This is a genomic window from Gluconobacter sp. DsW_058, from assembly GCF_002153615.1.
GTDB classification, from domain to species: Bacteria; Pseudomonadota; Alphaproteobacteria; order Acetobacterales; family Acetobacteraceae; genus Gluconobacter; species Gluconobacter cerinus.
Window position 1 is genome coordinate 1 of sequence record NZ_JOPH01000003.1, and the last position, 24,545, is coordinate 24,545.

General features: G+C 56.1%; 26 protein-coding genes and 1 tRNA gene. 11 read left to right on the forward strand and 16 right to left on the reverse strand.

Going from position 1 to position 24,545, the window contains the following annotated elements; translation table 11 throughout:
- Positions 1-108: 108 nt before the first annotated feature.
- From HK24_RS02330 to HK24_RS02340, 3 genes are read left to right on the forward strand one after another with little or no spacing between them, the layout of a single operon-like run.
- A complete protein-coding gene (locus HK24_RS02330) occupies positions 109-651 on the forward strand; it encodes an Rrf2 family transcriptional regulator (RefSeq protein WP_086633162.1) in 543 nt (180 codons plus the stop codon).
- A 32-nt stretch (positions 652-683) separates the two neighbouring features.
- Positions 684-1,073 (forward strand): cupin domain-containing protein, encoded by a 390-nt coding sequence (locus HK24_RS02335; protein ID WP_086633163.1) that lies wholly within the window; start codon positions 684-686, stop codon positions 1,071-1,073.
- A 17-nt stretch (positions 1,074-1,090) separates the two neighbouring features.
- Entirely contained in the window at positions 1,091-2,005 is a 915-nt protein-coding gene (locus HK24_RS02340; protein WP_086633164.1) for an NAD(P)-dependent oxidoreductase, read from the forward strand.
- A 140-nt stretch (positions 2,006-2,145) separates the two neighbouring features.
- Here HK24_RS02340 and HK24_RS02345 read toward each other — a convergent pair.
- Positions 2,146-2,220: transfer RNA gene (locus HK24_RS02345), tRNA-Val, on the reverse strand.
- A gap of 289 nt (positions 2,221-2,509) precedes the next feature.
- Here HK24_RS02345 and HK24_RS13760 point away from each other — a divergent pair.
- Positions 2,510-2,878 carry a hypothetical protein gene (locus HK24_RS13760; protein WP_233125968.1) on the forward strand — a complete coding sequence of 123 codons (369 nt, stop codon included), beginning with the start codon at positions 2,510-2,512 and terminating at the stop codon, positions 2,876-2,878.
- Positions 2,851-3,462, forward strand: coding sequence for an acyltransferase (locus tag HK24_RS13765; protein ID WP_233125970.1), 612 nt, complete (start codon positions 2,851-2,853; stop codon positions 3,460-3,462). Before HK24_RS13760 ends, HK24_RS13765 begins: the two co-directional genes overlap by 28 nt.
- A 67-nt stretch (positions 3,463-3,529) precedes the next feature.
- On the opposite strand, the gene HK24_RS02355 is transcribed toward HK24_RS13765, so the two are convergent.
- From HK24_RS02355 to HK24_RS02365, 3 genes are all read right to left on the reverse strand, one after another.
- Entirely contained in the window at positions 3,530-4,486 is a 957-nt protein-coding gene (locus HK24_RS02355; protein WP_086633165.1) for a glycosyltransferase family 2 protein, read from the reverse strand.
- Between the two features lie 197 nt (positions 4,487-4,683).
- Positions 4,684-6,558, reverse strand: a complete 1,875-nt coding sequence (locus tag HK24_RS02360) for a hypothetical protein (RefSeq protein ID WP_086633166.1) — start codon at positions 6,556-6,558, stop codon at positions 4,684-4,686.
- An 11-nt stretch (positions 6,559-6,569) separates the two neighbouring features.
- The gene (locus HK24_RS02365; protein WP_086633167.1) at positions 6,570-7,502 is read right to left on the reverse strand and encodes a mitochondrial fission ELM1 family protein; all 933 of its coding nucleotides are present in this window, start codon (positions 7,500-7,502) and stop codon (positions 6,570-6,572) included.
- Here HK24_RS02365 and HK24_RS02370 point away from each other — a divergent pair.
- On the forward strand, positions 7,486-8,724 hold the full coding sequence (locus tag HK24_RS02370) for a DEAD/DEAH box helicase (RefSeq protein WP_064272880.1): 1,239 nt from the start codon (positions 7,486-7,488) through the stop codon (positions 8,722-8,724). The genes HK24_RS02365 and HK24_RS02370 overlap by 17 nt on opposite strands.
- Here the strand turns inward: HK24_RS02370 and HK24_RS02375 are convergent.
- Together HK24_RS02375 and HK24_RS02380 are read right to left on the reverse strand one after the other, a co-directional pair.
- Positions 8,721-9,788 (reverse strand): glycosyltransferase family 4 protein, encoded by a 1,068-nt coding sequence (locus HK24_RS02375; RefSeq protein ID WP_086633168.1) that lies wholly within the window; start codon positions 9,786-9,788, stop codon positions 8,721-8,723. The genes HK24_RS02370 and HK24_RS02375 overlap by 4 nt on opposite strands.
- A complete protein-coding gene (locus HK24_RS02380) occupies positions 9,785-10,981 on the reverse strand; it encodes a glycosyltransferase family 4 protein (protein ID WP_086633169.1) in 1,197 nt (398 codons plus the stop codon). The genes HK24_RS02375 and HK24_RS02380 overlap by 4 nt, the downstream gene beginning before the upstream one ends.
- 169 nt (positions 10,982-11,150) lie before the next feature.
- Between HK24_RS02380 and argE the strand changes: the two genes are divergently transcribed.
- The gene (argE, locus tag HK24_RS02385) at positions 11,151-12,326 is read left to right on the forward strand and encodes an acetylornithine deacetylase (RefSeq protein WP_086633170.1); all 1,176 of its coding nucleotides are present in this window, start codon (positions 11,151-11,153) and stop codon (positions 12,324-12,326) included.
- Positions 12,323-13,372: a succinylglutamate desuccinylase/aspartoacylase family protein gene (locus tag HK24_RS02390; protein WP_086633171.1), complete on the forward strand. Its 1,050-nt coding sequence runs from the start codon at positions 12,323-12,325 to the stop codon at positions 13,370-13,372. Before argE ends, HK24_RS02390 begins: the two co-directional genes overlap by 4 nt.
- Here HK24_RS02390 and glyA read toward each other — a convergent pair.
- A complete protein-coding gene (gene glyA, locus HK24_RS02395) occupies positions 13,369-14,673 on the reverse strand; it encodes a serine hydroxymethyltransferase (protein ID WP_046901634.1) in 1,305 nt (434 codons plus the stop codon). The genes HK24_RS02390 and glyA overlap by 4 nt on opposite strands.
- 92 nt (positions 14,674-14,765) lie before the next feature.
- Between glyA and HK24_RS02400 the strand changes: the two genes are divergently transcribed.
- From HK24_RS02400 to HK24_RS02410, 3 genes are read left to right on the forward strand one after another with little or no spacing between them, the layout of a single operon-like run.
- Entirely contained in the window at positions 14,766-16,199 is a 1,434-nt protein-coding gene (locus HK24_RS02400) for an APC family permease (RefSeq protein ID WP_086633172.1), read from the forward strand.
- A gap of 25 nt (positions 16,200-16,224) precedes the next feature.
- Complete coding sequence (gene hemB, locus HK24_RS02405) at positions 16,225-17,223, forward strand: porphobilinogen synthase (RefSeq protein WP_233125972.1); 999 nt, start codon at positions 16,225-16,227, stop codon at positions 17,221-17,223.
- Between the two features lie 56 nt (positions 17,224-17,279).
- Entirely contained in the window at positions 17,280-17,591 is a 312-nt protein-coding gene (locus HK24_RS02410) for a YraN family protein (RefSeq protein WP_339408235.1), read from the forward strand.
- A 2-nt stretch (positions 17,592-17,593) separates the two neighbouring features.
- On the opposite strand, the gene HK24_RS02415 is transcribed toward HK24_RS02410, so the two are convergent.
- The 9 genes from HK24_RS02415 to purB form a co-directional block, all read right to left on the reverse strand.
- Complete coding sequence (locus tag HK24_RS02415; RefSeq protein WP_046901637.1) at positions 17,594-17,893, reverse strand: hypothetical protein; 300 nt, start codon at positions 17,891-17,893, stop codon at positions 17,594-17,596.
- A 192-nt stretch (positions 17,894-18,085) separates the two neighbouring features.
- Positions 18,086-18,421, reverse strand: a complete 336-nt coding sequence (grxD, locus tag HK24_RS02420) for a Grx4 family monothiol glutaredoxin (RefSeq protein WP_046901638.1) — start codon at positions 18,419-18,421, stop codon at positions 18,086-18,088.
- A gap of 88 nt (positions 18,422-18,509) precedes the next feature.
- On the reverse strand, positions 18,510-18,740 hold the full coding sequence (locus HK24_RS02425; protein WP_046901639.1) for a BolA family protein: 231 nt from the start codon (positions 18,738-18,740) through the stop codon (positions 18,510-18,512).
- A gap of 3 nt (positions 18,741-18,743) precedes the next feature.
- Positions 18,744-20,948: a phosphoribosylformylglycinamidine synthase subunit PurL gene (gene purL / locus HK24_RS02430; RefSeq protein WP_086633175.1), complete on the reverse strand. Its 2,205-nt coding sequence runs from the start codon at positions 20,946-20,948 to the stop codon at positions 18,744-18,746.
- A complete protein-coding gene (purQ, locus tag HK24_RS02435; RefSeq protein ID WP_086633176.1) occupies positions 20,945-21,646 on the reverse strand; it encodes a phosphoribosylformylglycinamidine synthase subunit PurQ in 702 nt (233 codons plus the stop codon). Before purQ ends, purL begins: the two co-directional genes overlap by 4 nt.
- Positions 21,643-22,032 (reverse strand): Rap1a/Tai family immunity protein, encoded by a 390-nt coding sequence (locus tag HK24_RS02440; protein ID WP_086633177.1) that lies wholly within the window; start codon positions 22,030-22,032, stop codon positions 21,643-21,645. The genes purQ and HK24_RS02440 overlap by 4 nt, the downstream gene beginning before the upstream one ends.
- The gene (gene purS / locus HK24_RS02445; protein WP_046901643.1) at positions 22,029-22,271 is read right to left on the reverse strand and encodes a phosphoribosylformylglycinamidine synthase subunit PurS; all 243 of its coding nucleotides are present in this window, start codon (positions 22,269-22,271) and stop codon (positions 22,029-22,031) included. Before purS ends, HK24_RS02440 begins: the two co-directional genes overlap by 4 nt.
- Entirely contained in the window at positions 22,271-23,032 is a 762-nt protein-coding gene (gene purC / locus HK24_RS02450) for a phosphoribosylaminoimidazolesuccinocarboxamide synthase (protein ID WP_086633178.1), read from the reverse strand. Before purC ends, purS begins: the two co-directional genes overlap by 1 nt.
- A 143-nt stretch (positions 23,033-23,175) precedes the next feature.
- Complete coding sequence (gene purB / locus HK24_RS02455; RefSeq protein ID WP_086633179.1) at positions 23,176-24,507, reverse strand: adenylosuccinate lyase; 1,332 nt, start codon at positions 24,505-24,507, stop codon at positions 23,176-23,178.
- Positions 24,508-24,545 lie beyond the last annotated feature (38 nt).

The window sequence follows — 24,545 nt, forward strand, 5'->3', positions numbered from 1 at the left end:
CGTCTATCAAATCGCCAAAAGCCAGAAATTACGGGCCAAGCACATCAATCAAGGGTTCTTCGATCCCTCCATCTTGCGAATCAAAACGCGGATAGATATGGTCTGCGTATGTCATTTTACGGCGCTAGCACTGAATACGTCCTGCACAGCCTCCTGTGGCTTGTCGACAATCCTGAGCCTGTCAGCAGTCTCGATCTGGCGGAGCTTCAAAATATTCCGGCAGCATTTGTTGCGAAGCTTTTGCCCAAGCTGGAAAAGGCTGGTCTCCTCAATGCTGCTGAAGGGTTGAAGGGTGGCTACACGTTGGCAAAACCTGCCGACGAGATCACTGTTTTGGCCATTGTTGACGCAGTGGATGGTGAAAAGCGCCTCTTTAATTGTCAGGAAATCCGCGGACGCTGCGCCCTCTTTGACGAGAACCCACCTGGATGGGCAACGCAGGGGGTATGCGGAATTCATGCAGTCATGCTGCGAGCTGAAAAGGCGATGCGTCGGGAGTTAGCCCAAACATCCCTCGCCGATTTGGCCAAATCAGTTCGGGACAAGGCGCCCTCGCCTTTTCTTGGAGAGGCACAGACCTGGCTTGATGAGCGTGTTCAGACGCGCAGGACGAACAAGGTCAGGCAGAGACGTCGTTCGGACAGTGCTTGAGCGGTTTCAGCTAACAAAAAAGGAAATATCCTGTGCGTAAATTTACTGTCCTGGCAGTTTTAACTGCTGGCTTCTGGGCCTCCTCCCTTCAGGCAGCGACAACAGTCACACCTTTGATGAGTCACGAACTGCCAGGTCTTTCAGGAAAGGAAGGGGCCATGGTGACAGTGGACTACGGGCCAGGAGATTCCGACCCGATCCACAGGCATAACGCATCAGTCTTCGTTTATGTTCTCAAGGGCAGCGTCATCATGCAGGTTAAGGGTGGGCAGCCAGTCACTTTGAAAGAGGGGCAAACCTTTTTTGAAGGCCCTAATGACGTGCATGTTGTAGGGCGGAATGCCAGTCAGACCGAACCTGCTAAATTCATTGCGTTTTTCGTCAAGGACAAAGCGGCGCCGTTCGTCTTTCCTGCGCACTGAGCTACGGGATATTCGCTATGAAAATTTTTGTCGCCGGTGCGAGCGGAGCGCTGGGGCGCTGCTTGATTGCGCGCCTCAAAGAGGCTGGACATGACATCTGGGGGATGGCTCATCGGGCGGAAAGCCTGACGGCTATCGAGATGTTGGGAGCCCATGCGGTCAAGGCTGATGCTCTCAATAGGAAGGCACTCTTTGCAATAATCGAGAAGCTCCGCCCTGACGTCGTGATTGATGAGCTTACGTCTCTCCCAGCAAGTCCTTTTGATCTTCCAAAGCATCTTCCGATTGATCGAAAACTCCGCCTTGAAGGTGGCAGCAATCTTTTCGATGCGGCGCAAACATATGGCGTAAAGCGCTACATACAGCAGTCTTGCGGCTTTTATCTGGACGCTGGTCATGACCTGGCGACAGAAGCCTCTTCTCTGAGAATTAGCGCGCCGGGGAATATCGGAGAAAGCGCTCGGATGTATGCAGCTCTGGAAGCACGCGTCACTAGCGCTCCCACAATGGAGAGTGTCACGCTGCGATACGGCTTTTTCTACGGCCCAGGGACGTGGTACTGGCCGGATGGTGCATTTACCGCGCATCTTGCTCGTGGTGAGGTCTCACTGATTGGTGCGGGCGCCAGCACATTCTCTTTTGTTCATGTAGATGATGCGGCACAGGCAACTGTATCAGCACTTACAGCCAAGCCTGGCGTTTATAATATCGTTGATAGTCAGCCTCTTCAGTTCGCGAGATGGCTGAAGGCTTATGCGCGATGGGTCGGGGCACCGGTGCCGCCGTGCATGACTGAAAAGGACGCTGTTCTGCTGATGGGCGAAGAAAGCGTCTATTACCAGAATAGCCTGACAGGCGCCTGCAATCGTAAGGCTATGGCTGCACTCGGGTTTAGTCCACGAAAAGCCCCGTGGTTTAGTACTGTAGGCTAGAGCTGCCGCCGCATATTTGAATATGAGGGTACGGTATTTATCCGCGCTGGTTTGGTAAGAAGATGGGCCAGCCAATAGAATGATGCAGGCCATTCGCCCAATTGGCGCGAATAATATTAAGTATTTTCAAGGACTTAGAATGGTGGGCGCGACAGGGATTGAACCTGTGACCCCTGCCGTGTGAAGGCAGTGCTCTACCGCTGAGCTACGCGCCCATTCGTTGAGCGGGCTTTTAACAGTGGCGATACAGTCTGACAAGACGATTTTTTGGCCACGTCATCGCCTTTGTTTGAACTCATTGCGCCGTCAGAAACATTTTGTCTGAATGGGAGCGACAATGAAACGGAATGCAGCTTTGGATTGTCTGCGAGGAGCAGCAATTCTTTTTGTGATCAGTAATCACATTGGAATACGCATTCCCCTCTCTCATACGGGGTTGGCCAGCTTTCTACCGCGTTGGTTCCTGGTGGGCCTGAACGCGAGGCTGTCAGCATCTTCTTCGTTTTGTCCGGCTTTCTGATTGCGTCCCGAATTACGCAGACTTTCGGTGCTTTGGATCGGATACAACCGGTCAGGTTCCTCATTCATCGCGCCATTCGTATCCTTCCCTGCCTCGTGTTACTTGTGAGTGTTCTCGGAGTGCTCGACTATGTCGGCTTCGAGGATTATCGCTTCTCAAAGCCGGGTCAGAGCTTCCTAGGCGCGGCAATGGCAGCTTTCGGGCTGTATTTTAACGTGTGGCAGGCGCGGCATGGTTGGAGTGTTGCAGGCTGGACGATCCTTTGGTCTCTGTCGATTGAAGAGCTTTTCTATCTGCTGTTCCCGGTCCTCTGCCGATTGAATGTGTGGTTTCGTTTCTCCTGCTGGCTGTAACGGCACCCGTGTATCAGGCAACGCTTCAGGGCAATGAAATCTGGCGAGAGCAGGCCACCCTGACCGGTTTGGGAACCATTGCGCTGGGTATTCTCATGGCAATCGTGGCAGCGCGGTATCGTCCTAACGGAAGCTGGCCTGTTGCGATGTGGGGCGTTGGTTTGCTGATGATGCTGGCAGAGATGTTTGGTCCGCCATCCTGGTGGCATCTGCTGTCTGATGGCTGGTTTGCCGTCCTTTATGGAGGCATTGCCATGCTGGTTTTGGCCTGTGGCTGGCGTTCATTTGAAGATGGTCGATGGAGTTGGTGGATCCGTAGAATGGGGCAACTGTCATACGAGGTCTATCTCACCCACATGTTTGTTGTCATGGCGGCTGTTCGGATCTGGAGGCATAATCATTGGCCGCAAAGCAATGGATGGATTGTCTATCCAGTCTGCCTGATCGTGATCTGGGGGCTGGGTGAAGCTGTCTCGCGGCTTTTTACCAAGCCCATTACCAAGTTTCTTGATCGAGCGTTGACGTCCCGGATCTATCAAAAAAGCCGAGTGACAAGTTCGGTTCAGCCGGAAGTGGGATGCTAATAGTCCGCCTCCGGCTCAGATGCTTCTTTTCAGAACGCGCGCAGTGAGTGGTCTCAGAACGCTATTTTTACTGTTCTTCCAGCAAGGGAGGTGCGGCCAGTGACAGGTAATGCATACGCTTCAACTCGCGTCGACCCAGTGTGATGCTGTCCAGGATCAGGCCGCAAACCAGCGAGAGTGCTGCAAGGATCATACTGCCTGTGGCAAGGAGCGCTGTAGGAAGGCGTGGGACGAGCCCTGTATTGAGGTAGGTCACCACGACAGGGATCCCGAGGATCAGACCGACAAGGGTAAAAAATAGTGAGAGCGCCGCAAAGAACATCAACGGGCGTTCCTGCTTCACCAGATTGATGATGGTTCTCAGGATTAGCAGTCCGTCTGAGTAGGTGCGCAGCTTGGATGCTGAACCAGGCGGGCGCTCGATATAAGCCGTTGGAATTTCCCCAATCGGCATGCCGAGTTCGAGGGCATGGACCGTGAATTCGGTCTCGGTCTCAAAGCCGGCAGAAAGAGCTGGGAAAGACTTTACGAAGCGCCGGGAAAATACGCGATATCCGGAGAGCATGTCATTGAGGCGACGGCCGAAGACGAGCGTTACCAGTCCTGTGAGTACCTTGTTGCCCAACACATGTCCGCGGCGATAGGCGGCCTCGCGGTCTGTTACGCGTGCACCGTTTACCATGTCCAGACCTTCTGACATGGCAGCATGGAGCATGCCGGGTGCTGCAGTAGCCTCATAGGTGGCGTCACCATCAACCAGGATATAATAGTCTGCCTCAATATCCGCGAACATCCGGCGGATAACGTGTCCCTTCCCTTTCATCCGTTCCGTACGGACAATTGCTCCCGCAGCTTTGGCGACTTCCTTTGTGCGATCTGTCGAGTTGTTATCGTAAACGTAAATATCTGCGCTCGGCAGTGCTGCACGAAAATCCTGCACAACCTTCTGAATGGTCACTTCTTCATTATAGCAGGGCACAAGAACAGCCGTGCGAGAAGAAGAGAAATGCGCGTTGGAAAGCATTGAGATGGGACCAATATTCAGAATGTGTGAAATGTCGTCTTACAGAAGTATAAATTTATTCTGCGTAAAATTCAAAGGCCGATGGAAGCTCGTGGATTCACTGCGGACGGACATGCTTTCGTCAGCTAGCGTAAGCCGCCGTTCTTCCTGTTGAAGAAAGGGCAGTAACCCATTCCTCAACAAGAGGCCTGAAAGGTTTAGAAGCCAAACATGTGATCGAGGGAGAAGCCACCTTCCCCGTTTTCAAGGCCATGGTACCCGAACAGGCGGCATGTGAGATCGCGGATCAGGATATATCCACCGACACCGGCTCGCTCCAGGTGGGCGCTCTCAAAAAGCTCATGGGGACGAACCATGTAGGAGCCTGATGGCTGGATGCGGATACCCGTCTCGGCCACCAGGGTGCCGTCAGCGGCATGAAGCAGCAGAACCGTTTCGGATTCATCCGTTCCCTCAATTGAGGCGGGATGAATCAGGCAACAGAAACTACGCAGATGATCATGGCCAAGCTTCAGGAAGAGACGCGTTGTCAGGCCCGGCGGTGGACCGGAGTAGGATTGCGGCTCGGAACGCCATGTCATGAGCGTGTTAAAGATGTGCGCTCCAAAGCTGGTTTCTGCCGCATGATCGGTCTCTCGGTTGCGATAGCGCATGAGCGCATGAAGCCAGCCGTCAGCTTCCCCTCCGTCTCGGAAGTCATATACCAGATCTGCATGCCCTGGCCGGTCTGTCAGGTCATGCAAGGCGATGGCTGTTGAGTGGCTGCGCGGAAGATTTCCAAGGAAGTGGGAGCCTACCGGCTGTCCGGCATCATCGAAAATATCCAGCCGCACAGGAAGCGTTTCCAGTGCCTCGGACATGGGGTTGGGTTGGATAAAGCTTTCAAATTTTTCAGGGTCCAGAATGGGAAAAGGCAGCAGAAAGCCTCGGCCTAGCGATGGTGCGAAATTTCTGATGGCTGAGTCCGGGCGGATATTGTCTCGCTCGACATTCAGGTGTGCAATGCGTGTGCGTCCACGCTGCGTTATTTCATAGCGTGGGCGAACCAGATGACGTCCTGAGCGCATTTCGAGCTGGGCAGGCCATGTGAGTTCGGGAAAGATCTTTCCGACATCGACCGCGATGGTCTCAAACGGGCCGATCGCCCGATCAACGCCACGATGTTCTTCCACGCCCATGGGGTTAAAGGTAATGCCTCCCGCCGGGATCGTGGTGGCATGGCTGTTCTGGACCCAGACGGTCAGGGTCTCATCTGCTTCCGGAGCCGGTAGCGTGGCATAACGGACAGATGGCCAGGCATTGGCGTCATGCGTGACGGACAGACTTGGGTCACCGTTTCTGCCCCAGACATCCAGCGCGTACTTGACGACGTCATGCCCGCGCGCGCCGATCACATGAATGAAAAGCTGCCCCATAAACGGCGGCAGGCTGAAACGTTCACGGATTTGGGCGCTATCAATCGTGATGCCTGCGCCAGACTGGGTAACAGGTTGCTCCCACTGGGCGATGACCTGCCCTGACTGGTCATAAAGACGTAGCCAGTAACGCAGATCCTGCGAGCCATAATTGGACCAGTAATTAGCCGTCACGATCCGCGTGGAAAACTGATCGTCATCCCGGAAAAAAGCAAAATTTGTCGCGAAATTGAGCTTGTCGAGATAGGGGCGACCACGGACGATCATATCATCGGGCAGGCGTGCCGGGGCGAGAGTGTGCAATGTGCGCCCATCCAGAAGCTTGCCCAGACGACCGCGCATTTTCGCGTCATCGAATGAGAGTGCCAGAATGATATCTGCCTCAGTGTCGGGCAGTTCCAAAAGGGCTTGCTTCGCCCCACCAAAGCCGTCGGGTTGGCCAACCTGCTCGGTATCATGAACCAGCACGACAGAAGGCTTCAGTCCCGGATAAAGGGCAACCAGCGTTCGGACGGTGTCTTCGGGGTCGTAAATGACGATTGTCTGCCCGGCGAAAGCCTTCTCCATGCGCGTCAGCGCTTCGGCTGCTAGCGGGTGGGCCAGCGCCTTGTAGAGCACGTTTCCACCCTGTGGACCGAAAGTGCGGATATCGAGCATAGAGGGCCCTTTCAGAGCTTCAGTCGTCGGCGCATTTCTCTCGCCACAGTGGGGGTGTCGTCAAGCGGCTGGACAGACCATGATGTCAAGGTCGAGTTGAATATGCGGACGCGCCCTGCTTCCTCAAGGGTTTGCACAAACCTGCCAATGCGCGCTGACTTGCCCGGAAGTGGAAGAACCATCACCGGTGCAGTCGTAGCGGCAGCTTCAGAAATCATGGAAACGCTGTCTGTAGTCACGGCAATCATATCTGCGCAGGCGAGCATCCCGAAATAAGGATTGTTATCTCCCTGCCCTTCAAGAATGCGGATACCGGCTGGAACAAGCTTTTCCTTCAGCACGGCAAGAGCGGCTGGGTCCGTCCGGCGTGAGGGGGTCAGGACAGCCTGCATTTCATTCCGGTTCACGCAAGCGATCAGTCCTTCTGCCATTTTGACTGCTTCCGCCGCCCCAAGAGAAAAGCGCCCGTTTGTGCCGCCAACCAGAATGGCAAGCAAAGGCCTCTCGTCATGTTTCAGACGATCAGCCCATAAGGCACGGGCATAATCCAGCTTCTGGGGCGTGACGGGGTGCAATGCATTGCGAGAGATCAAAACATTTGGGCCATTAATGCCGTCATGGCTGTTGGCAACAATAAGATTAAATTTTGTGAGGTCAGCTCGGGGATTTTGAATCTGCACCACGGGCAACCCTTCCCGTTTGGCAACTGCTGCGCCTGCAATGCCTCCCGTTCCACCAATACTGATGATCAGTTTTGTGTCAGGCGCTATGGTGATGGGGGCAATGCGCTTTAAAGGAGACGGCCAGTATCGGGCCGGAATATGATTCCAGGGTCTGCGGATCAGAACGGGTTGAAAGTCCCAGTCCATTTCTGCTTTCTCCGCGAGACCGGCACCTTGCGCACGCATCCCGGCGAAGTCTTCGGCGATGATCGTGGCCTTCATGGTTGGACTCCGAAAAAAGACGCTATTTCCCGAAACGGAAGAAATTTGGCAAGAAGCGGATATGACGATGCCTGAAACACCTTCAATTTCCAATTCTGACGGTTTTGCCGAGTTTGGACTGATCCCCCCTCTTCTGGCCACGCTGGAGCAGGTTGGGCACAAACGCCCGAGCGCGATCCAGTCCCAGGCCATCCCGCCTCTTCTGGCCGGGCGCGATGTGCTTGTCGCATCCCAGACAGGAAGTGGCAAAACTGCTGCTTTCGTGCTCCCCATGCTGCAGAAGCTGAATGAAGGGGAAGCTGCGCCGGGCCCGCGCGCTTTAATTCTTGAACCCACACGGGAGCTGGCCGCGCAGACTGCGGCGGTCTGCCGTCAGTTAGGGCGTCGCCTGTCTTTGAAAACGCGTGTGATCTGTGGCGGAACACCACGTGATCAGCAGTTGCGCACGATCCGCGATGGCGTCGACATTATTGTGGCCACGCATGGACGACTGCTGGACCTGGTGATGCAGGGTGAACTGGTTCTGGAGTATTTGACCTACCTCGTGCTGGATGAGGCCGATCGCCTTCTGGATGAAGACTTCTCCGAAAGCATGACGGCGCTGACACCCTATTTCCCCGATGTGCCGCCGCAAACCGTCTTCTGCTCTGCTACGCTGCCAGAGCCGGTCATGGCTCTGGCCAAGCGTGTAACGCGTGATCCGGTACGGGTGGATGTTGCTGCTGAAACCTTCACCCCAAAGAAAATCCGCCAGCGCGCGATGTTTGTAGAAAAAGACGACAAGCCTGAAACTGTCGCACGTATTCTGGAGAGGTTTCCGGGCCGCAGCATGGTCTTTGCCCGCACTAAGGTGAATGTCGATCTGATGGCGAAAGTGCTTCGCCGTCATGACATCAGGGCGGAAACCCTGCACGGTGATCGGACACAGGGCGCCCGAAACAAGGCTTTGGACCTGTTTAGACAGGGGCGAGTGCCTGTGTTAGTGACCACGGATATCGCCTCACGCGGGTTGGATATCTCTGATGTTGATCTTGTCATCAACATGGACATGCCAGAAACGCCTGAATCCTATGTTCACCGCATTGGCCGGACGGCTCGTGCCGGCAAGAAGGGCGCTGCGTTCTCTCTCATCAACAGTGATGAGCGTCTGTTCCTGCGCGATATTGAAAAGCACATTGGCTATCGCATTCGTATCGCGACAGAAGACGCACTCGACACCTAAGGGAGATAGCGGTCCAGAATATTTCTTCCCAGTTCCTGCCAGGCCAGTGTGCTGTCAGGAACTGGAAGGATTGGTGGTGGGTTTTTCAGAAGGCTGGTGATTGCCTCTGCGATAGCCGCTGGCTCCGGCTCACACAGTACCGCCTGTGAATTGTCAGCGAATTGCTCCGTGAGGCCACCCACATTCGTCGCGACGATATAACGCCCACCTGCTGCGGCCATTGCGCCTACGCCACTTTGAGAGGCTTCCCGATAGGGAAGCAGCAATACGTCTGCCCAGCCAATCAGCTGTGACAGCTCATCTTCTGGAACCCACCGATTTTCGACCTGAACTCCGTTGATCTTCTGAAGTTCAGCAAGTTCAGGGCTGTCAGGCCCCTGCCCGATAACGCGACATTCGATAGGAATATCAACCTGCGGAAGTGCCGCAGCCAACAGGTCCAGTCCCTTATAGGGCAGAAGACGTCCAAACATCAGTAGCCTGGGTTTCCCCTGATGGCTGAAAGGCGGAGCGGCGTTCGTCCCGATAAATGGTGGATGGGAAAGCGAGAGTATCCTTTTTCCCTGACACGATGCATCGCCCGACAATGTTTTGGCGACGTGCTGGCTAAAGGTGACCAGACTGGATGACTGCCTGATCAGAATGCGTTGAAGAAACATCTGTAACGGGTAGCCGTCTCCCGGATGTGCACGGGCATCGTGAATGATCGTGATGACCGGCACCCCGGCCCGCCGCAGAGCGTGCGCCATGAGAACATCAAGTGGCCCTGGCATTGCGCAGATGGCGATATCGGGCCTGTTGCTCCGAATGGCCATGAAAAGACGTGTGATAATCACCGGTGCCTGCAGGAATTTGCAGAACAACCCGAACGCAGAGCGATACGTCCTGAATGTCAGGACATTCGCAGGGGCGTGATGGCTATGAAGAATTTCCGCTTGGTCGGAAAGCGAGAGCTGAACACTGGTTCGGGGGAGTGCAGCAAGCCCATTGGCAAGGTCCACCGCGATTCGCGGCCCCGCGCCCCGTTTCCCCCACTGCCAGACAAAAACTTTCCTGGCCGTCACCCCTGAACTCCTGATGCCTGTACCGCTTGCAGAAGGCTCTGGCCGTTCAGCCGATCCTCCACATGCTTCATGGCGGCATTTCCCAGGCGTTCCCGAAGAGCGGGATTATCTGCGGCTTCTCTTAATGCCTGTGCCGCGGATTGAACGTCAGGGTTGGCCCAGCTGGTTTGCGGCATGTCGAGAACCCCCCGTGGATCACGGGCGGGAGAGAGATTGTAGGCTACTGGAAGCCCGCATGAAGTATCCATGAACTCCGCCGTTGCAGACCAGTCCGTGGCGACCACGCAACGCCCCAGCGCCATGGCTTCAGCCACGACCAGTCCGAACCCTTCGCTCTTGTGAAGGGAAAGAACGATATCAGCGCAAGCCATGAGTGCCAGCGTGTCTTCGCTGCTGTAATGCGCTGTATCGAGACGAATATTATGAGCCCCACCGATCGCTGCCTGAATGGCGGCCATATCGTCTGGGTAGTTTTTTGTATGGCCAATCTTCAGCAGTAAAATCCGGTCAGGACGGATGCCGAACGCCTCACGAAATGCCCGAATGGTATCGATGGGGTTCTTCCGAACCATGCTGGACGCAAGATTAAACGAAACAAGAACAATGAGGGCATCATCTGGCAGGTTGAATGCCGCCCGGTCTTTCTGAGAGGGTTTTTGACCCGCAAGGCCAACAGGGTGTTCCACCACGCGAACCGGGACATTGAGGGGCGCGATCGCATCAGCGGTAAAGCGGGACGGCACCCAGATTTCATGGACATATCGCCGGGCGTATGTCCATGTTTTTGGAATGATGGGCAATTCCCATGCCCAATAGCCGATCACTTTCCGGCCGTTCCGAAGAGAGCGCGGCATTCTGAGAAGGACAGAGGGGAGCATTGGCGCATTGACGTGAATGACAAGAGGTGCGCCTGCCCCGACTGCATCCCCCTCAAGTCGCCGGGTGTCTATATCCCAGGTCGCACAGGGAATGTTCAGTTTGCGCAGAGCCTTCACCATCAGACGAGCCCCTTCGCCCAATCCTGAACTGCGGCTCAGTTCTCCAGCCACAATAATGCCGGAAGCACGGGATGGATAAGTCTTGCTGATGCTGGGCGCGACGAGGGCTGTTGCCCATGCAAAAAACCGTCGTCTCGGTTCCTGAGGCAGTTTTTGCCAGATCCTGTGAGCAACAGAAAGATTAGGGTGGCTCACGGCATGTCCTTCAAGGCGGGTTTCGTACGGAGGAAAATCTGTTTCAGTTTAAAATCAGCTGCCGTCACGCCTGCTTCTTTACAACATGTTTCCTGCCTTGAGCATCAGCATCATAAAGCCGTTACAAGCTCTATGGCGACTGGCCAGGAACGTGCTTACACTACAATCCATGACCGATCCACGCACCATTCCTCCCCGGGTAGAGACGATTCTTGCGGCATTGGTCTCGTTTGATACGACCAGCCGCCATTCAAATCTTTCGATTATCGAATGGATCGAAGGTTATCTGGCTGCCCATGATGTCGCTTTTACCCGGTATCCGGGTGGAGATGACGGGAAGTGGAACCTGCATGCCGTTATCGGTCCAGAAAAAGCTGGGGGAATGGCATTCGCCGGGCATGTGGATTGTGTTCCGGTTGACGGTCAGGACTGGTCGTCTGATCCTTTTGTTCTCAGGGAAGAGAACGGCCGCCTCTATGGGCGCGGCGCCGCAGACATGAAGGGCTACGTCGCCTGCATGCTGGCCGCAGTGCCCGATTTCAAGGCCATGGATCTCCCCAAGCCCATCCATCTGCTTTTTACCTGCGACGAAGAAATTACCTGTGATGGTGCACGACACCTGATTGAGGACATAAAGCAGGCGCACTTGCTTCCTGCCCTTTGCATGGTGGGAGAGCCTACCATGATGACGCCGGTGATCGCTCATAAAGGGCGTTTCGCTGTTCGCGTCCGGCTGGTTGGAAAGCCTGGGCATTCGTCCCTGCCTCAAGGCGGAAAAAATGCCTTGCATGCCATGGGGCGAGCCATCGCCATTTGTGCTGATGAAGCTGACCGGCTTTCAATCGAGGGGCGTCGTGTTGACGGGTTTGTTCCGCCGTATACGACCATGCAGGTTGGCCTCGCATCTGGTGGCAGTATCCTCAATATCATTCCTGAGCAGGCCGAATTCGATGTTGAGTGGCGGAATGTTCCCGGCGATGAAGGCTCCGTAGAGTTTGAGAAGTTACGTGAGGCCCTCTCCCCGCTGGATGAAAGTCTGAGAGAAGATAACCCCGGTGGAGGCATCAGCTACCTGTTGTTGGTGGACCTGCCCCCCTTGGCCTTGTCCGCCGACCATCTCCTGACAGAACTGACGTGCCAGATCACTGGCAGCAACACGACGGGAAAAGTGTCTTATGGAACCGAGGCTGGGATCTACCAGCGTGGTGCCATGGATAGTATTGTCTGTGGTCCGGGAGATATTGCTCAGGCTCATCGTCCGGACGAGTTTATTGCCAAGGAACAGCTTGAGCGCTGTGAAACGGTCATACGGGATTTTGCACGGAGAGTAAGCGGGGCGGCATGAGTTGTAAGGCAGGACAGAGGCACCATCCGATCCGGCTTCGTCAGCCGCGCCTGACTGAAGACCTGCCCGGAAGCGGCCGTCCGCCTTTTCCACTAACCGTTTGTCTTGATCCACCAGATCTTTCGGCCTGGAGTAGTCCCGCATCTGGAGTTCCCGGTGTCGTGGTTTTTGACTCCGGCCGAAATGGCCCGGATGTCGTGATTACCGGTATGGTGCATGGGAATGAATATGCTGGTGGCCATGCCCTAGAGAGACTTCGACGTACTACGCCTGTTCCTGCAATAGGGCGGGTCACTCTGATTCTTGCCAATCTGAAGGCTTTCGATCGCTTTGATCGCTCCGCTCCGATGGCTTCCCGCTACAGGGATGAGGATCTCAACCGACTTTGGCATCCATCACGTCTGAACAGTGATGAGCAGTCCAATGAACTGGAGCGCGCACGTGAGCTTCGCCCGTTCATCGAGCGTGCGGATCTGTTGTTGGACCTTCACTCGACACTCTGGCCATCCAATCCGCTTTTCATTGTCCCGCCCAGGCGGCGGTCCAGTGATCTCGCCTGCGCCTTAGCCTCAGAAGCGGGATTGCCGACGCTGGTTCTGACAGATCTTGGGCATCATGGCGGTTCTCGCCTGATTGAACATGCGCGCTTTATGGCCGTCGGCGGTACCGGGCGATCCTGTCTGCTGGAAGCCGGGCTACATTGGGAACCACAGACCGTTGATGTCATGGAGAAAGTTAGCCATCGTTTTCTGGCTGAAGCCCTGAATGTGCATCTACAGGGGGTGGCTCAGGATAAAACGCAGCCAGTGAGGCTTGCTGTCGTGACAGATAATGTCACGGCAAAAAGTGCAGAGTTTAGCTTTGTTGAGCCTTGGGTTGGAAACACCTGCATCCCAAGAGCAGGAACTGTGATTGCCCGGGATGGCCACGATGCTATCTGCACGCCCTACGATGACTGTCTGCTCATCGTGCCAAACCTTCGCCCCAAGCAGAGGCAGCTTGCGGTGCGTCTGGCCAGACGCACCGCAGTCCACCTTAACTCTTAGGCAGAGGCGCGATCATAGATCGGGAAGCGACGGCAGAGCGCCTTCACTTCTTCATGGACACGGTTGGTCGTGTCATTGACGTCGCCCTCTTCCAGAGCTGCCGTCAGAACTTCGTCCATCATGCGGGCAATGGTGCGGAATTCTTCTTCGCCGAAACCACGTGCCGTTGCAGCCGGACTGCCCAGACGAATGCCAGACGTGACGAACGGCTTTTCCGGATCGAACGGAATGGCGTTCTTGTTGGCTGTGATGCCAGCGCGTTCCAGAATTTCTTCTGCAAGCTTGCCCGTCACTTTCTTGGGGCGAAGATCTACGAGAACGAGATGGCTGTCTGTGCCACCTGTCACGATGTCGAAGCCACGAAGCTGGAGTTCGTCAGCCAGTGCCTTTGCATTGGCCACAACGCGCTTCTGGTAGTCGCGGAAGTCGTCCTTCAGGGCCTCACCGAAGGCAACGGCTTTGCCAGCGATGACATGCATCAGCGGACCACCCTGAAGGCCTGGGAAGACCGCAGAGTTGATCTTCTTGGCGAGCTCAGCGCTGTTCGTCAGGATGATGCCACCACGCGGCCCACGTAGTGTCTTGTGAGTCGTGGACGTCACGATGTCAGCATACGGGAGTGGGCTTGGATATAGGCCAGCGGCAACCAGACCGGCAAAATGTGCCATGTCCACCATCAGATAAGCGCCGACTTCGTCAGCAATCTTCCGGAAACGCGGGAAGTCGATCACGCGCGGATAGGCGGAGCTGCCTGCGACAATGATCTTCGGCTTATGCTCACGGGCCAGCTCTTCCATCTGATCGTAGTCGATCAGGCCATCCTGCGCGCGCACGCCATACTGAACGGCGTTGAACCACTTGCCGGAATAGTTCGGAGCTGCACCGTGGGTCAGATGTCCGCCAGCCGCGAGGCTCAGGCCCAGAATGGTGTCGCCCGGCTTTGCCATTGCCATGAAGGCTGCCTGATTGGCATTGGCGCCGGAATGCGGCTGCACGTTTGCAAATTCTGCGCCGAACAGCTTCTTAAGGCGCTCGATAGCAAGAGTTTCAACGCGGTCCACGTCAACGCAGCCACCATAGTAGCGCTTGCCAGGAAGGCCTTCAGCGTACTTGTTGGTCAGAACAGAGCCCTGCGCTTCCATCACGGCAAAAGATGCCATGTTCTCGGACGCAATCAGCTCGATACCATCCTGCTGACGGGTCAGTTCGTCATTCAGAATTGCGGCAACTTCGGCATCAGCCTCTTTCAGAGGCGCGTGGAAAAAAGGATTCAGCGTGGACTGGCTGGCGTGTTCCGACATCGTGGTCCATTCTCCAGGGTGAGTTCGCCCCGTCACTACCGCAGAATGCGCGCGTCGGCAAAAACAATCCGTGTTTCCAACGAGGATCTTTCATGACCAATCCGCTCTGGCGGACCAAGCCTGTGTCTTCCGCTGCGTCTGACAATACAGGCCTGAAACGTGTTCTTGGCCCCTGGCACCTCATCGCACTCGGTGTGGGTGTGACCATCGGTGCCGGCCTGTTCTCCCTGACAGGCGTTGCAGCAGGCCAGAATGCAGGCCCTGCCGTCACGCTGTCCTATCTTATTGCCGCCCTCGCCTGTGGATTTGCCGGCCTCTGTTACGGCGAACTGGCTGGTATGATCCCGTCAGGCGGGTCAGCGTATTCCTATGCCTATGCGTCCATGGGTGAGTTGATTGCCTGGATCATCGGTTGGGATCTTGTGCTGGAATATACAGTAGGTGCAGCCGCTGTGGCCTCGAGCTGGTCGGGCTATGTGTCCTCCCTGCTCTCAGGTTGGGGCATTACGATTGATCCGCGGCTTCTGGCGACACCCATGACACCCGTGACACTGGCGGACGGGTCAGTTGTCAGTGCCTGGTTCAATTTCCCGGCTGTTCTGGCTATCTGGGTCGTAACAGCCTTGTTGATGCGTGGTGTCAGCCAGTCCGCTGCGGTGAACAACGTCATCGTGGTGATCAAGCTGGCAGTGATCGCTCTGGTGCTGGTGTTCTGCATCCCGCATATCAAGCTGGCCAATTATCATCCGTATATTCCGCCGAATGACGGCACCTTTGGGCATTTCGGCTTCTCGGGCGTGATGCGGGCCGCAGGGATGGCATTCTTTGCCTATCTGGGATTCGATATCGTCTCCACAACCGCGCAGGACAGCAAAAACCCAGCCCGGGATATCCCGGTCGGCATTATCGGAAGCTTACTGATCTGTGGTGTTGTTTATGCAGTGTTCTCTGCGGTTCTGACGGGCGTTGTGAACTATAAAGTCATGGCGAATGATCCAAGCCCGGTTGCCACGGCGATTGATGCTGCTGGTGCCCCATGGCTCGCCAGTCTCGTGAAACTGGGGATTACAGTAGGATACGTTTCTGTCCTGTTTGGGCTTCTTTTAGGTCAGGCGCGCGTATTTCTGGCCATGTCGCATGACGGGCTGCTTCCGAAAGTCTTCGCGAAGCTGAACACGCGCACGCATACACCCTGGACGTCCCATCTCTGCTTTGCTGCCCTGACAAGCGTTCTGACCGCAGTGCTCCCGATTGGTGAGTTGGGCAACATGACCTCCATCGGAACCCTGCTTGCGTTCATCATTGTTTGCGTCGGCGTTCCACTTTTAAGGATGAAGGAGCCTCAGGCCCCTCGCCTCTTCCGTGTGCCAGGTGGGCCGATTATTCCGGTTCTGGGCGTGTTGTCCTGCGGTGCGGTCATGGTGTCTTTGGATCTGCTGACCTGGGTTCGGCTGGTGGTATGGCTCGTGATCGGGCTGGCGATCTATTTCTGTTACGGAGTACGTCACAGCCTGCTTTCCAGATAGAAAATATAGGAGCATGATTGGGGGCATGACGAACGCATCATTCCCCCTCTTCCGCCCGCGGCGTAATCGCCACGATGCCTTTACACGTCGGCTGGTTCAGGAAAATCGACTGCACGTCGATGACCTGATCTGGCCGATTTTCGTTTGTGAAGGCGAAAACCAGCGCCAGAAAGTGTCCTCCATGCCCGGTGTTGAGCGCGTCAGCCTCGACAATCTGGTGGAGCATGTCCGCCCGGCTGTTGAGCTTGGCATCCCGGCGGTTGCCATCTTCCCCATCACGCCAGTCGAACTGCGTGATGCAACGGGTACCGAAGCCCTGAACCCGGACAATCTGATGTGCCGCGCGTCGCGCGTCATCAAGGAAGCTTTTCCGGAGCTTGGTGTCATTGGTGACGTGGCGCTCGATCCCTACACGGATCATGGCCATGACGGTGTTATTAAGGACGGCCGTATCCTCAATGACGAGTCTGTCGAGATTCTGCGTCAGCAGGCGCTCAATCAGGCCCGCGCTGGAAACGACATTATTGCGCCGTCTGACATGATGGATGGTCGTGTGCAGGCAATCCGTGAGACACTTGATGCCAACGGCTTCGAGACCGTCCGCATCATGGCCTATACCGCGAAATACGCTTCTGCTTTCTACGGCCCGTTCCGTGATGCGCTGGGATCAGGTGGCCTTCTGACGGGCGACAAGAAAACCTATCAGATGGACCCGGCCAATTCGGACGAAGCTCTTCGTGAAGTCGAACAGGACATTCGTGAAGGTGCGGACATGATCATGGTCAAGCCGGGCATGCCCTATCTGGACATTATCCGCCGCATCCGTGACCGTTTCGCTGTGCCGACCTTTGCCTATCAGGTGTCCGGAGAATACGCGATGCTGGCTGGCGCTATTCAGAATGGCTGGCTTGAGCGGGATCGGACCATTATGGAGAGCCTGATTGCTTTCAAGCGGGCTGGTTGTAATGGCATTCTGACGTATTTTGCGATTGATGCAGCCCGCCTTATGAAAGACGAGCGCTGATTAATCGCCGCGCACGAGGCGTTCAGGCTTATTACGGCGGCCTGAACGCAGAAGAAATCGCAAGGCGCCATATGGTGGAGGCAGGGCTGGAAATTCTGGCTCAAAGGCTCAGAACGCCATATGGCGAAATCGATCTTCTGGTTGCGGATGACGACTGGGTTATTGCTGTCGAGGTAAAAAGCCGTTCCACACTCAGGGATAGCGTGGAAGCCCTTCAGCCTCGTCAGGCTGAGCGGCTGATGGCAGCCTTCGAGTATGTCCTTGCGACCAGACCAGACTGGTCACGCCCGAACACGCGTTTTGACGTTATTGCGGTCAATCGTGAGGGGCAGGCGCGACGCATCGTGGATGCGCTACGCCTTACATAATATCAGGTGCGACGGCTGCGAACGTGGCGATGAGCTGTTGTTGCGGCAGCTGCATGCGGGCGATAAGCCACGTTACGGATTACAGCGTGATGTCCGCTCCATGCCATTGAGTGGCTTGCGGAGTGACGAGCAAAGTGAACAACCGGACGGTGGTAAACCGGGGTTGCTGTCAGCGCATCAAATGTCAGCTTGCTGGCTTCGTAATCAGTGATGGCTGCACGGGCATGAGCCTTTCCGGCTCCCATGCATAGTCCAACGCCCATAATGCCGAGAGCAATTCGGCCAGCCCACTGTCGCGCCATTGATGTGTTTCCATCCCTGTTTTGATGGAACTACCGTATGACGTAATCAGAGGGTTCGACAACCCCGATGGGGAAAGTTTTAGAAAAAATCAAGGTCTTGCCACTTTTGGACACATCATGGCTGAATTGTGGCGTCTGCAAGCCTTGAAAAAGGTTGAATTCCGGCCGTTTCAGCGGCCGGAATTAACGAAATCAGGCATTCGCCGTAGCGATTCCTTTTTCGGTCAGCAGAGTCTCAAGTTCACCGCTCTGGTACATGTCCGTCACGATGTCGCAGCCGCCAACGAACTCACCTTTGACGTAGAGCTGCGGCACGGTCGGCCACTGTGAGAAATCCTTGATGCCCTGACGAAGCTCAGCGCTTTCAAGAATATTGCAGGTCTCGAACGGCACGCCAAGGTGGTTCAGGATCTGCACAACACGTGCAGAGAAGCCGCACTGCGGGAAGAGTTTGTCACCCTTCATGAACAGCATGACCGGGTTTGCGTCGATCAGGTTCTGGATATGCTGGAACACGGTCTCAGACATTGGTTTTTCCTTTTGTCGGCATCAGGGAGAGGCAAAGCCCTCCCTGGCTGTCAGCAGTCACTTCAGAAGGGAATGATTCCCCCTGAGTTCAAGGGGTCAGGGTTTTGAGAGCCATCGCATGCAGCTCAGTACCCATGCGGGTTCCGAACGCATCATAAACCAGTTTGTGCTGGCGTACACGAGAAAGCCCTTCGAATGCCGTGCTGACCACGGTGCAGGCGTAGTGATCCCCGTCCCCGGCCAGATCCTGAATTGTGATCTGGGCATCGGGAATAGCGGCCAGGATGGTTCGTTCGATTTCGGATGCTGTCATCGGCATGTGTCAGGCGTCCTCACCCATGAATTTCGGGAAGAATGCTGCGTTGATGTCGCGCAGTCTGCTGGCTTTTAGTGCAATACCATCCGCAAGCTTCAGTTCCTTGCCGGCGGAATGACCCAGCTTGCGGGCCGGGACATGAGCTTTTTCGGCTGCGGCAAGAAGAGCCTGAGCGCTTTTGGTCGCCACAACATAGCACGCCTGATCTTCACCGAACCAGAAAGCATGCAGTGGAATGTTGGATGGGGGTGCATTCAACACGCATCCAACATCTCCAGCCATGACCATCTCAGCCAGTGTCACAAGAAGACCGCCATCTGCAATATCGTGGCAGGCTGTGACCAACCCGGCTTCAATCTGTCCGCGCACAAAGTCACCGTTCCGGCGCTCTGCAACAAGATCAACATGAGGCGGAGCACCGTCCTCGCGATGGCAAATCTCGCGGAGCCACAGGGACTGACCGAGTTCACCACGGATTTCGCCGATCAGAACCAGATCATGATCTGTAGGCATGGACAGTCCGATGGACCGCGATGCATCTGCGAGAACACCCAGAGCGCCGATCGCCGGTGTCGGGAGAATAGCCTGGGCCAGACCTGATGGTGAACGTGTCTCGTTATACAATGAGACATTGCCACTCACGACCGGGAAATCCAGCGCACGGCACGCCTCACCCATGCCTTTGATGGCTTGAGCAAACTGAGCCATGATTTCCGGACGTTCCGGATTGCCGAAATTCAGGTTGTCCGTCACGGCCAAAGGCTTCGCACCTGTTGCCGTAATGTTGCGCCATGCCTCCGCAACAGCCTGTGCTGCTCCAGTTTTCGGGTCAGCCTGACAGTAACGCGGGGTGCAGTCTGTCGTCAGGGCGAGGCCCAGACGCGTTCCTTCCACGCGCACAATGGCAGCATCTGCCGCACCTGGGCGGCGCGCCGTATTCCCGCCGACGGATGCATCGTACTGGTTCCAGATCCATGCGCGGGACGCCAGATCCGGGCAGCCGATCAATGTCAGTAGAGCATGCTCAATCCCTACCGGGTCTGCAGGCGGCTGGATGTGCCGTGGGGCTTCCAGCGGAACAGTCGGGCGATTGTAGATCGGAGCTTCATCGGCCAGCGGTGCCAGCGGAATATCCGCTTCGACCTGTCCGTTGTGCTTGATTGTGATGCGGCCACTATCTGTCAGCTGCCCGACGATAGCGAAATCCAGCTCCCACTTTTCGAAGATGGCCCGGGCCTGCTCGGTGCTTTCAGGCTTGAGAACCATGAGCATACGCTCCTGGCTTTCAGACAGCATCATTTCGTAGGCTGACATGCCGGGTTCGCGCTGCGGGACGGAATCAAGGTCAAGCTCAATTCCGACGCCACCCTTGCCTGCCATTTCAACAGCAGAAGACGTCAGGCCAGCCGCACCCATATCCTGAATGGCCACGATCGCATCGGTGGCCATCAGTTCAAGGCACGCCTCAATCAGCAGCTTCTCGATGAACGGGTCGCCAACCTGCACGGTCGGACGCTTGGAGGCGGCCTCATCGTCGAACTCGGCGGAGGACATGGTAGCGCCATGAATACCGTCTCGACCGGTTTTGGAGCCAACATAAACAACCGGATTTCCAATGCCTGCAGCAGCAGAAAGGAAAATCTTGTCTTGCTTGGCGACACCTACCGTCATCGCATTGACGAGCGGATTGCCGTCATAGGCCTTGTGGAAGTTGACTTCCCCGCCGACCGTCGGAACGCCGACGCAGTTGCCGTATCCACCTACGCCGCGAACAACACCATCGACGATACGGCGCGTTCCCGGATTTTTTGGGTCACCGAAGCGTAGGGCATTCAGGTTGGCGACCGGACGGGCCCCCATGGTGAACACGTCACGCAGGATACCGCCCACGCCTGTCGCTGCGCCCTGATAAGGCTCGATGAAGGACGGATGGTTGTGGCTTTCCATCTTAAAGACGGCAGCCAGACCTTCGCCGATATCAACAACGCCAGCATTTTCGCCCGGTCCATGAATGACCCATGGAGCCTTGGTTGGCAGCGTCTTGAGATGGATGCGGGAGGATTTGTAAGAACAGTGCTCGGACCACATGACCGAGAAAATGCCAAGCTCTGTAAAGCTGGGCGTGCGGCCCATGATGCTCAGGAGCTTGTCATATTCCGCAGGTGTTAGGCCGAACGACTGGGCCAGTTTGGCGTCGATTGTAACACTCATCCGACGAGAGCCTCCACCAGGCCTTTGAAGAGCGGCACGCCATCAGTCGCACCGATTTCCGGGTCAGTCAGGTTTTCAGGGTGCGGCATCAGGCCACACACACGGCCATTTTCACTCAGGATACCAGCAATCGAGCGCGCGCTGCCGTTGGGATTGGAGTGGCGATTGCCCTCTGAGACCTGTCCATCAGCGGCACAATAGCGGAATGCAACCCGGCCCTCTCCTTCGAGACGCTCAAGCGTTTCAGGTGAGGCCGTGTAGTTGCCATCGCCATGGGCAAGCGGTGCACGGAAAATGTCGCCGCTCTTCCATCCTTGCGTGAATGCCGACGTGGCATTTTCAACTTTCAGGTGGCAGTCCTGCGACAGAAAGCGCAGGCCAGCGTTGCGAAGCAGTGCGCCTGGCAGAAGATGCGTTTCCGTCAGGATCTGAAAACCGTTACAGACACCGAGAACATGGCCACCCTTCTCAGCGAAAGCTTTGACTTCGCGCATGATCGGAGAATGAGCAGCCATGGCACCACTGCGCAGATAATCTCCGAAGCTGAAACCCCCTGGCAGAACCACGAGATCCAGATCACCAAGGGATGTGTCCCGGTGCCAGATCATCTTCGGGGTCTGGCCGGAAACCAGCCTCAGGGCGTGCACCATGTCGCGCTCCCGGTTCGTGCCAGGAAATACGACGATACCTGCCTTCATTTCTGAGCCTCCGGAGCCGTATGGCAAGGGTACGCATCATGTAGGGCGCGGTAAACGGCCTTGCCGCCCGACTGCGTCAACGCATCATTATGAGCGTGCAGCCAGGAAATCAGCTTGCCGCGGACCTGCGTTGTCGTTTCGCTGACCGGAACACAAAACGCGACAGGCGCGCCAGCGTCATCGGCGTAGCTGTCATATTTCTTGGACCAGACTTCGCTGTCCATGACGCCTGCGAGATAGGCGTCACAGAGAGCGGTGGACTTGCTGGCCGAGCACATGTTGCCCAGAGCTTTTCCGGAGACCTTGGAAACGCGCTGTGCATGAGCAGGAGCCGCGGCTACGGTCACGAGACCGACAGCCAGAAGAGCAGCGGAGAAGAGCTTCATGCTGCCACCTCTACGCTGAAGTCTTCAATGACTTCGTTAGCCAGAAGGGCGCGGGCCATGGCCTCACCCTCCGCAAGAGCTGCAGCATTGTCCTGCGCTGCAACGTCCAGTTCGATCACGCGGTTAACGCGCACTTCACCAACACCTTTGAAACCCAGAGACTCAAGAGCATGGCCGACGGCTTTGCCCTGCGGGTCAAGAACACCATCTTTCAGAGAAACGAAAACGCGGATTTTCATTATATTGCCTCCGGACCCTTGAGGTCTCCATTACTGGCTTCGGGCAGGATCCCGAGACGCCGTGCAACTTCCTGATAAGCTTCTTCGACGCGGCCCATGTCCCTGCGGAATCGGTCCTTGTCCATTTTCTCGCTGGTTTTGCTGTCCCACAGGCGGCAGTTATCGGGAGAGATTTCGTCAGCGACGATAATCCGCATCTCCTCGCCTTCCCAGAGACGGCCGAATTCCAGCTTGAAATCAATGAGGGTGATGCCAACGCCCATGAATATGCCCATCAGGAAATCATTGGTCCTGAGAGCCAGTGTATTCATGTCGTCCAGGTCCTGTGGTGAGGCCCAGTCGAATGCGGCAATATGCTCTTCAGAGACCATCGGGTCCCCGAGAGTATCGTTCTTGTAGTAATATTCGATGATTGTGCGCGGCAGACGGGTCCCTTCAGGGATGCCAAGGCGCTTGGCGATCGAGCCCGCCGCAACATTGCGGACCACCACTTCGAGTGGAATGATCTCGACTTCGCGGATCAGTTGCTCACGCATGTTGAGACGGCGAATGAAGTGCGTTGGGATGTTGATGTCGTGCAACTTCATCATCAGGTATTCGCTGATGCGGTTGTTCAGAACACCCTTCCCTGTGATCACGCCACTTTTGGCGCCGTTTCCGGCGGTAGCGTCATCCTTGAAATACTGCACGAGCGTTCCGGGCTCGGGCCCTTCGAAAAGAACCTTGGCTTTGCCTTCATAGAGCTGGCGGCGGCGGGCCATGAGCAATCCTTACTGCGTTGCGCCGTCCCGTTTGTCAGGGATGCGGAAACGGCTGGTCCAGCGACGGTTTTTCGGTTCCATAGCATTGCGGAACCGGAACCGCGAGAGTGCGGGAAAACTATTCCCGCCCCCGTTTGTCCAGATTAACCGAAAATGCGGTTAAAGATGCGATCAACCTGGCTGAGATGCTGCGCCGGATCGAAGGCCCGGTCCAGAACTTCCGCGCTGACACGGCCAGCAACTTCCGGATCTGCTTCAAGATTCTCGCGGAACGTGCGGAAGTCAGGGTGGCCCAGCTTCGTCCATGTCTCCATGGCGTTGCGCTGGACGATCCGGTAGGCGTCTTCGCGGGAAATGCCAGCGCGGGCCAGAACCAGCAGCACTTCACCCGAATGGACAACGCCACCAAGGCTTTCCATGTTGGCAATCATCTGGTCCGGATAGACCATGAGCTTTTCCATCATGCCAGCCAGACGCATCAGAGCGAAATCAAGCCCGATCGTGGCGTCAGGGCAGATGTTCCGCTCCACGGCCGAGTGGCTGATGTCACGTTCGTGCCAGAGGGCAACGTTTTCCAGTGCAGGCGTAACGTGAGAGCGAATCAGGCGGGCAAGGCCTGTCATATTTTCGGACAGCACCGGATTCCGCTTGTGCGGCATCGCGGAGCTGCCCTTCTGTCCCTTGTGGAAGAACTCTTCCGCTTCGCGCACTTCCGAACGCTGCAAGTGGCGAACTTCAACAGCCAGACGTTCAATACCGCTGGCAATCACGCCCAGGGTGCAGAAAAAGGCTGCGTGACGGTCGCGAGGGATAACCTGCGTGGAGACGCTTTCGGCAACAAGTCCCAGCTTGTCGGCAACGTATTCTTCGACGGCCGGGTCAATATGAGCATACGTACCGACCGCACCGGAAATGGCACAGACAGCGATTTCTTTGCGGGCCTGAAGCAGACGCTCTTTGTTGCGCGCGAATTCTGCATAATGGCCAGCCAGTTTCAGGCCGAAGCTAGTTGGTTCTGCGTGAATGGCGTGGCTGCGGCCGATCGTCACGGTCAGCTTGTGTTCGTATGCGCGCGTCTTGAGAGCAGCGAGAACGCGCTCCAGATCTTCAAGAAGAAGGTCGGAAGCCTGTGTCAGCTGAACGGACAGGCATGTGTCCAGCACATCCGAAGACGTCATGCCGAGATGAACGAAACGACTGTCCGGGCCAACTTTTTCTGCCAGCCATGTCAGGAACGCAATCACGTCATGGCGCGTTTCCGCCTCGATCTCGTCAATCCGGGCCAGGTCAGCGTCGGAGAATGCGGCCATTGCGGCATCTCCCTTTTCGCGGATCGTTTTGGCTGATTCGGCAGGGATTGCGCCCTGTTCCGCCATGGCTTCACAGGCCAGGGCTTCAATTTCGAACCAGATACGGTAACGGTTGGCGGGCGACCAGATTGCGGTCATCTGGGGGCGGCTATAACGCGGAACCATGAGAACTCCGGAGGCGAGTGGGGCTTTACGGAGGCTGC